Genomic DNA, 7,565 nt, shown 5'->3' with positions numbered 1-7,565 from the left:
GCAATAGCAAAGCTGAAGCCATCCGTGAAGGACGACCCACAGTCGACCTTGCCGAAAAGCAAACGTTTCAACACCATTGAGACCATTGAACGCAACGTTCAGGGAGTAAAAAGATGAATCTGTCGAACCTCAAGATCGGTTCGCGTCTCGCGCTGGCCTTCTCGGTCGTGATCGCGCTGCTGCTGGTGATCCTCGGCGTCGCCACGTCGGTCCTCAACGGATTGAGCTCCGTGATGGACAGCGTGGTCGACGACCGCTATGCGCAGATCGCGCTCGCCAACAAGATCAAGACCAAGGGCGACCACGGCGCCGTGACGATCGGCCGCATCCTGCTGTCCACCAACCCCGATCAACTGAAGAAGTACATGGACGAGTACGCCGCGATGCGCGCGGCGAACACGCAGAACCTCGCCGATTTCGAGAAGCTGCTGCACACCGACGAAGACAAGGCGCAATTCGAGGAGCAATCGAGGGCGCGCAAGGAGTACGGCGTGGTCGTGCGCAAGGTCTTCGACCTGATGGCCGCCGGCAAGCGCGACGAGGCGATGGTCGTCTACCAGGACGAGATGGCCGCGCCTCAGGCGCGCTACTACGCGCTGATCGACAAGATGGTGGCCCGGCAGTCGCAGAGCATGCTCGACGACGTGGCCACCGCGAAGGGCAGCTCGCGCACCGCGAAGCTGCAGATGGTGGGTGCCTCGGTGCTCGCCGTGCTGCTGGGCGTGCTGACGGCCTGGACCATCACGCGCTCCATCACCCACCCTATCCAGCGGGCGATCGAACTGGCCGAGTCGGTCGCCGCGGGCAACCTGACCTACAAGGTCGAGGTGAAGAGCAAGGATGAGGTGGGTCGGCTGATCCTGGCGCTGCAGCACATGGTCGACAGCCTGCACCGCATCGTCTCCGAGGTGCGCACCGGCGCCGACACCATCTCCACCGCGGCGCACGAGGTGTCGCAGGGCAACACCGACCTGTCGGCACGCACCGAACAGCAGGCGAGCGCGCTGGAGGAAACGGCGTCGGCGATGGAGCAGCTGACCGCGGCCGTCAAGCTCAGCGCCGACAGCGCGGGCGAGGCCAACCAGTCGGCGATGTCGGCCTCGACCGTCGCGACGCAGGGAGGCCAGGTGGTCGGCCAGGTCATCGACCGGATGAGCACGATCCAGACCTCGTCGAAGAAGATCGCCGACATCATCGGCGTGATCGACGGCATTGCCTTCCAGACCAACATCCTCGCGCTGAACGCTGCCGTGGAAGCGGCGCGGGCCGGCGAGCAGGGCCGCGGCTTCGCGGTGGTGGCCAGCGAGGTGCGCAGCCTCGCGCAGCGCAGCGCGACGGCCGCCAAGGAGATCAAGTCGCTGATCGACGCCTCGGTCAACCAGGTCGACGAGGGCAGCAAGATGGTCGAACAGGCCGGCGTGACGATGAAGCAGGTCGTCAGCAGCATCAAACGCGTCAGCGAGATCGTGGCCGAGATCAGTGCGTCGAGCCGCGAGCAGAGCATGGGCATCGAGCAGGTCAACAGCGCGATCCTGCAGATGGACGATTCCACGCAGCGCAATGCGGCGATGGTCGAGCAGGGCACCGCCTCGGCGCGCGCATTGCAAGACCAGGCGAAGCAGCTGACGCACGTGGTCCGCTCGTTCGCACTCTAGGATTCCAGCGAGGCCGCGCCGCCCGCGGCGCGGTGTGAGAGGAGACGGTTGATCGGACGGCAGGCGCCATCAGAGCGCTGGCCCGTCCAGTTCAGTTCCGCGCAATTCATCTCCATCACTTTCTGTCAGGGAGGACGGAATCTTGATCACTTCGTTTCACGAGGACGCACAGCTGCGTCCGGCCCGGCTCACGCCGGAAGTCCACCGCTTCGTCGAGGCGCACCGCGTGCACGGGCACCGCCATGCGGCGCTCGACCCGCTCGGCTTGTCGCGGCCGCTCGAGGCGCAAGGCCTGTCACTGCAGCGCTTCGGGCTGGCGCCTGGCGATGCGTTGACGCATGACGGCACGCCGTGGCTCGGCGCGCGCGACGCGCATGAGCTCGACCGGCGCCTGAAGGCCGCGTACTGCGGGCCGCTCGCGCTGGATGCGTCGGCGGTGCGCGACGACGTGCGCCGCGCGTGGCTGCAGGCCCGCATGGAAGCCGCGCCGGCGGCCACGCCGCCCGGCACCGGGCTGCTCGACCGCCTGATCCAGGTGCAGGCCTGGGAGCATCACCTGGCGCGGCGCTATCCGCATGGCAAGCGTTTCTCGCTCGAAGGCTGCGAGGCCTTGCTGCCGCTGCTCGATGCGTTGCTCGAACGCGCTGCATCGCACGGCGTCGGCGAGGTGTTCATGGGCATGCCGCACCGCGGCCGCGTCAACGTGCTGGTCAACCTGCTGGGCCTGCCGGCGGCCGAGGTGATGAACTACATCGATCCGCAGGCGCGCGATCCGGAGAATCACCTCGACCTGGTCTACCACCTGGGCGGTCGCCGCCGCATCGCGACGCGGCACGGCGAGATCGCGCTGACGCTGGCCCACAACCCCTCGCACCTGCAGAGCGTCTACCCGGTCGTGGCCGGCATGGCGCGCGCGAGCCAGGTGCGTGGCGGTGGCAGCCACGCGTTGGCGATCGTGCTGCACGGCGACGCCGCGTTCGCGGGGCAGGGCGTCGTGATGGAGACGCTCGCGGTGACGCAGAAGCCGGGCTACGCGGTCGGCGGCCTGGTGCACGTGATCATCAACAACCAGCTCGGCTTCTCGGAACCGAACGCGATGGATGCGCAGGCCGCGCGCTATTGCACCGATGTGACCCGCATGGTCGATGCACCGGTGCTGCGCGTGAATGCCGATGCGCCCGAGCAGTTGCAGCGCGCGGCGCAGATCGCGCTGGCGTACCGCGCGCAGTTCGGCACCGACGTCGTGATCGACCTGATCGGCTACCGCCGGCTCGGCCATTCCGAGCACGACATGCCGGCGTTGAGCAGCCCCGGCATCTACCCGCTCGCCGAGCTGAAGGCCTCGGTCGTCGAGGTGCATGGCGCGGCGCTGGTGGCGGCCGGTGTGGCGAGCGAGGCGGAGATGGCGTCTTACATCGCCGGCGGGCGTGCCGCGGCGATCGAGGCGTTCTCGGGTCGGAAGCCCGCGGACGAGGCCGGGACCGGGACGGCGGCGCCCCCCGTGCTGGCCGGCGAAGCACTGCCGCACGCAGACTGGTCGCGCGAGCGCCTGCAGGCGGCGGTGGCGGCGATGACCACGCTGCCGGGCGGTTTCCAGCCGCACCCGGCGATCCACACGCTGATGCAACAGTGGTCGCATGCGGCCGGCAACGACGCTGCACGCATCGACTGGTGTTTCGCCGAGAACATGGCCTACGCCTCGCTGCTCGGCGCCGGCACCGACGTGCGTGTGTCGGGCCTGGACGTGGGCCGTGGCACCTTCATGCACCGCCATGGCGTCTGGCACAACCAGGCGGCGTCGGGAACCGCGGTGTTCACGCCGCTGCAGCAGGTCGAAGCAGGCGGTGCGCGCTTCGACATCGTCAATTCGGTGCTGTCGGAAGAGGCGGTGCTCGGCTTCGAGTACGGCTACAGCGTGGAGATCGGCGCGCAAGCTGCCGGCAGCAAGGGCCGCGGCCTGACGATCTGGGAGGCGCAGTTCGGCGATTTCGTCAACGGCGCGCAGGTGTTCGTCGACCAGTACATCAGCGCCGGCGAGGCGAAGTGGGGCTGCCGCTCGGCCCTCGCGTTGCTGCTGCCGCATGGCTACGAAGGCGTCGGGCCGGAGCATTCGAACGCCTACGTCGGCCGCTTCCTGCAGCTGTGCGGCGGCGACAACCTGCGGGTGGCCTTCCCGTCGACCTCGGCGCAGTGGTTCCACCTGCTGCGCCGGCAGGCGCTCGACGCGGTGAGCAAGCCGCTGGTCGTGATGACACCGAAAGCGGTGCTGTACGGCGAATCGGCCTCGCATTCGACGGTCGGCGAGCTGCTGTCCGGTGGGTTCGAGCCGGTGCTCGACGATGACGCGGTGGCCGATGCTTCGCAGGTGAAGCGCGTCATCCTGTGCAGCGGCAAGCTGTTCTACGACCTGCACTGCGCTCGCGTGGCGCAGGGCCGCAGCGATGTCGCGATCGTGCGGCTCGAGCAGCTGTACCCGTTCCCGCAGGCCGAGCTGGGCGCGGTGCTGCAGCGCTACCCGCAATTGCGCGAGCTGGTGTGGGCGCAGGAGGAGACGCGCAACCAGGGCGCCTGGGCCTTCGTGCGCGACGACCTCGCGGACGCCTGCCCACCGGGTGCCGTGCTGAGCGAGGTGTCGCGCGCGGTGACGGCGGCCGGCGCGGTGTCGTCGCACGCGGTGCACCAGCGGCAGCAGCAGGCGCTGGTGGCACGGGCGCTCGGGGACTGAGCGACGCGGTAACCTGGGGGCCCCTTCGACCGCCCCCAGGTGCCATGACCCCGCCGTACGCCGACCGTCCCTTCGCCGCCTTCCTGTTCGACATGGACGGCACGATCCTCAGCTCGATCGCCGCGGCCGAGCGGGTCTGGTCCGACTGGGYGGCGCGGCACGGGCTGGACGTCGCCGCCTTCCTGCCGACCATCCACGGCCGGCGGGCGGTGGAGACGGTCCGCCAGCTCGCGCTGCCCGGCGTCGACGCGCAGGCCGAGGCCGACGAGATCACGCGCCGCGAGATCGACGACGTGGCCGGCATCGATGCGATCGCCGGTGCCGGCGCCTTCCTCGCCGCGYTGCCGGCCGATCGCTGGGCCATCGTCACCTCGGCGCCGCGCGCGCTCGCGCTGCGCCGCATCGAGGCCGCGGGCCTGCCGCTGCCGGCGGTGATCGTGACCGCGGACGATGTGATGAACGGCAAGCCGGCTCCTGACGGCTTCCGCCTCGCGGCGCAACGGCTGGGCGTGGCGATCGAGGCCTGCCTCGTCTTCGAGGACGCGCCGGCCGGCATCGCGGCGGCCGAGGCGGCGGGCGCGGCGATCGTCGTGATCACGGCCACGCACACGCATCCAATCGCAACACCGCACCCGCGGCTGCCGGGCTACGAGGTGATTGCCGTCACGCCCGGACCGGCCGGCACGCTGCAGCTCGCGCAACGCTGACGCCGCGGTTGCAGGCGGTGACAACCCCGCCACTCGATCGAGGGTTTGCCCGGGGATGATCTGCACCCGGCTCCCGAAGAATCCCGGACTGGAAACGTTTCCACTTGCTGTTTCCACTTCACCCACACTCCAGTCCGACCATGAAACTCCTTTCACGTCTTGCCTCGCGGTTTGCCCTGCTGCCCGTGGCCGCCCTCGTGCTGGCCGGCACCGCCGCCGCCCACAGCAGTTTCCTGAAGGTCGACGGCCGCGTGGTGCGCAACCAGAACGGCACCGGCGACCCGATCTACCTGCGCGGCGTGAACCTCGGCGGCTGGCAGGTGCACGAGACCTGGATGTCGCCGCTGGCCGGCGCCAGCGACGACTACACGATGCGCAAGACGCTGAGCCAGCGCTTCGGCGATGCCGGCCGCGACGCGCTGATCAACGCCTACCAGGACAGCTACCTGCAGGAGAAGGACTTCAAGATCCTCAGCGAGATGGGCATGAGCGCGGTGCGCCTGCCGATCTACTACCTGAACCACATGAACGAGGACGGCTCGTGGAAGCGCGATGCCGCCGGCAAGATCGACTTCCGCCGCATCGAGTGGGTGGTGGCGATGGCGAAGAAGTACCGCCTGTACGTGATCCTCGACCTGCACGGCGCGCCGGGCTCGCAGAACGGGGCCGACCACAGCGGGCGCATCGGCGGCTCGGGCCAGCTGTGGAACAACACCGCGTTCCAGAACCAGGCGCTGAGCTTCTGGCGCGAACTGGCCACGCGCTTTCGCAACGAGCCGACCGTCGCCGGCTACGACCTGCTGAACGAGCCGTCGCTGAACTACCCGTCGCCGGCGACGCGCCCGGTGCTGGACATGTACAACCGCTTCTACAACGAGATCCGTGCGGTCGACCTGAACCACATCGTGATCATGGAAGGGATCTGGGACTGGACCGCGATCACGCGGCCGTCGGACTACGGCTGGACCAACGTGATCTACGAGTTCCACTACTACCACTGGGGCAACGACTCGAACTACCAGGCGCAGGCGAGCTTCACCGACAGCAAGATCGCGCAGGAGAAGCAGTACCTGTCGTACAACGTGCCGCACTACGTCGGCGAGTTCATGCTGTTCAACCTGCAGAGCAGCTGGGAATACGCGCTGGGCAAGTACAACGCGGCCGGCTGGCACTGGACGAGCTGGACCTACAAGGGCACCAACATCGGCAACTGGGCGCTCTACAACAGCACCAATGCCGGCGCCAACACGCCGAACGTCGCGACCGACTCGTACGCGGCCATCGAATCGAAGTGGCGCAGCTGGGACGTCGAGAAGAACATGGCGCCCAACACGATGCTGACCGGCGTGTTCAAGGCGGCGCTGACCGGCAGGAACAGCCTGATCCGCAACCTGCCGTACGAGGGCAACTGGCGCGCCCTCGACAAGCTCGAGGCCGAGAATTTCTATGCGCAGAGCGGCGTCAGCTTCGACGCGGCCGGCGTCGGCAGCTTCGATGCGGGTGACTGGCTGCGCTACATCGACGTCGACTTCGGCAGCGGCGTCGACCGGCTGAAGCTGCGTCTCGCGGTGGAAGCGGCCTATGCCGGCAAGCAGATCGAGCTGCACCTCGACAGCCCGACCGGCGCGCACGTCGGCACGGTCACGGTGCCGAACACCGGCGGCTGGACCACCTTCCAGGAGGTCACGACGCCGATCCAGCGCAGCAGCGGCGTGCACAACCTCTACCTGGTGGCCAAGGGTGGCCTGGGCGTTGCCAACCTCGACTGGCTGCAGTTCGAGGACTCGACCGGCACCAACACGCCGACCAATCCGCCGACCAACCCGCCCACGAATCCCCCGACCAATCCGACGGCGGGCCCGGTCTCCGGCCAGACCTATGCGATCGTCGCGAAGCACAGCGGCCGGGCGCTCGACGTGCGCGAGCGCGCCACCACCGACGGCGCGGCGCTGCAGCAATGGAGCTATGGCGGCGGGACCAACCAGCAGTGGATCGCACAGAGCGGCGGCAACGGGCTGTGGCAGCTGCGCTCGGTGCTGAGCGGCAAGTGCGCCGACATCACCGGCGTCAGCACCGCCAACGGCGCGGCGGTGCAGCAATGGACCTGCACCGGCGGCGCGAACCAGTTGTTCAAGCTGGAGGACCAGGGCGGCGGCTACTTCTACCTGCGCGCCTCGCACAGCAACAAGTGCCTGGACGTGACCAACGTGTCGGCGGTGGATGGGGCGAGCATCCAGCAATGGGATTGCGGCGGCGACAACGCGCGCTGGACCTTCCGCGCACCTTGATCGGAAAGTGATCGGGGCAGCGCTACTTCACCTGCTGCTTCCCGAGCTTGCGGGCGAGGGTGCGGCGATGCATGCCCAACCGCCGCGCCGTCTCGGAGATGTTGAACCCGGTCTCGGCCAGCGTTTCGTGGATGCGCTCCCACTCCAGCGTCTTGATCGAGCTGGCGCGGTTCGTCAGCTCGACCTCGGT

The 7,565-nt window shown here is 68.5% G+C and carries 5 protein-coding genes; 4 read left to right on the top strand and 1 reads right to left on the bottom strand.

All coding sequences use genetic code 11. The features are described 5' to 3' along the window. The first annotated feature begins 113 nt into the window (after positions 1-113). The 4 genes from AC1D01_RS14115 (at position 114) to AC1D01_RS14100 (ending at position 7,375) form a co-directional block, all read left to right on the top strand. The gene (locus AC1D01_RS14115; RefSeq protein ID WP_477867196.1) at positions 114-1,655 is read left to right on the top strand and encodes a methyl-accepting chemotaxis protein; all 1,542 of its coding nucleotides are present in this window, start codon (positions 114-116) and stop codon (positions 1,653-1,655) included. A gap of 142 nt (positions 1,656-1,797) precedes the next feature. Continuing rightward, on the top strand, positions 1,798-4,380 hold the full coding sequence (locus tag AC1D01_RS14110) for a 2-oxoglutarate dehydrogenase E1 component (RefSeq protein WP_477867194.1): 2,583 nt from the start codon (positions 1,798-1,800) through the stop codon (positions 4,378-4,380). 44 nt (positions 4,381-4,424) lie between these two features. After that, positions 4,425-5,087 (top strand): HAD-IA family hydrolase, encoded by a 663-nt coding sequence (locus AC1D01_RS14105; protein WP_477867192.1) that lies wholly within the window; start codon positions 4,425-4,427, stop codon positions 5,085-5,087. A 140-nt stretch (positions 5,088-5,227) separates the two neighbouring features. Continuing rightward, entirely contained in the window at positions 5,228-7,375 is a 2,148-nt protein-coding gene (locus AC1D01_RS14100; protein WP_477867190.1) for an RICIN domain-containing protein, read from the top strand. A 22-nt stretch (positions 7,376-7,397) separates the two neighbouring features. On the opposite strand, the gene AC1D01_RS14095 is transcribed toward AC1D01_RS14100, so the two are convergent. Next, positions 7,398-7,565: helix-turn-helix domain-containing protein (locus tag AC1D01_RS14095; protein WP_477867198.1), on the bottom strand; the 168-nt coding region annotated here is incomplete at its 5' end.

This window comes from Rhizobacter sp. P3_B12 (genome assembly GCF_056402895.1).
Note: the sequence above shows the minus strand (reverse complement) of the source record. Positions and strands in the feature narration are given on the sequence as shown.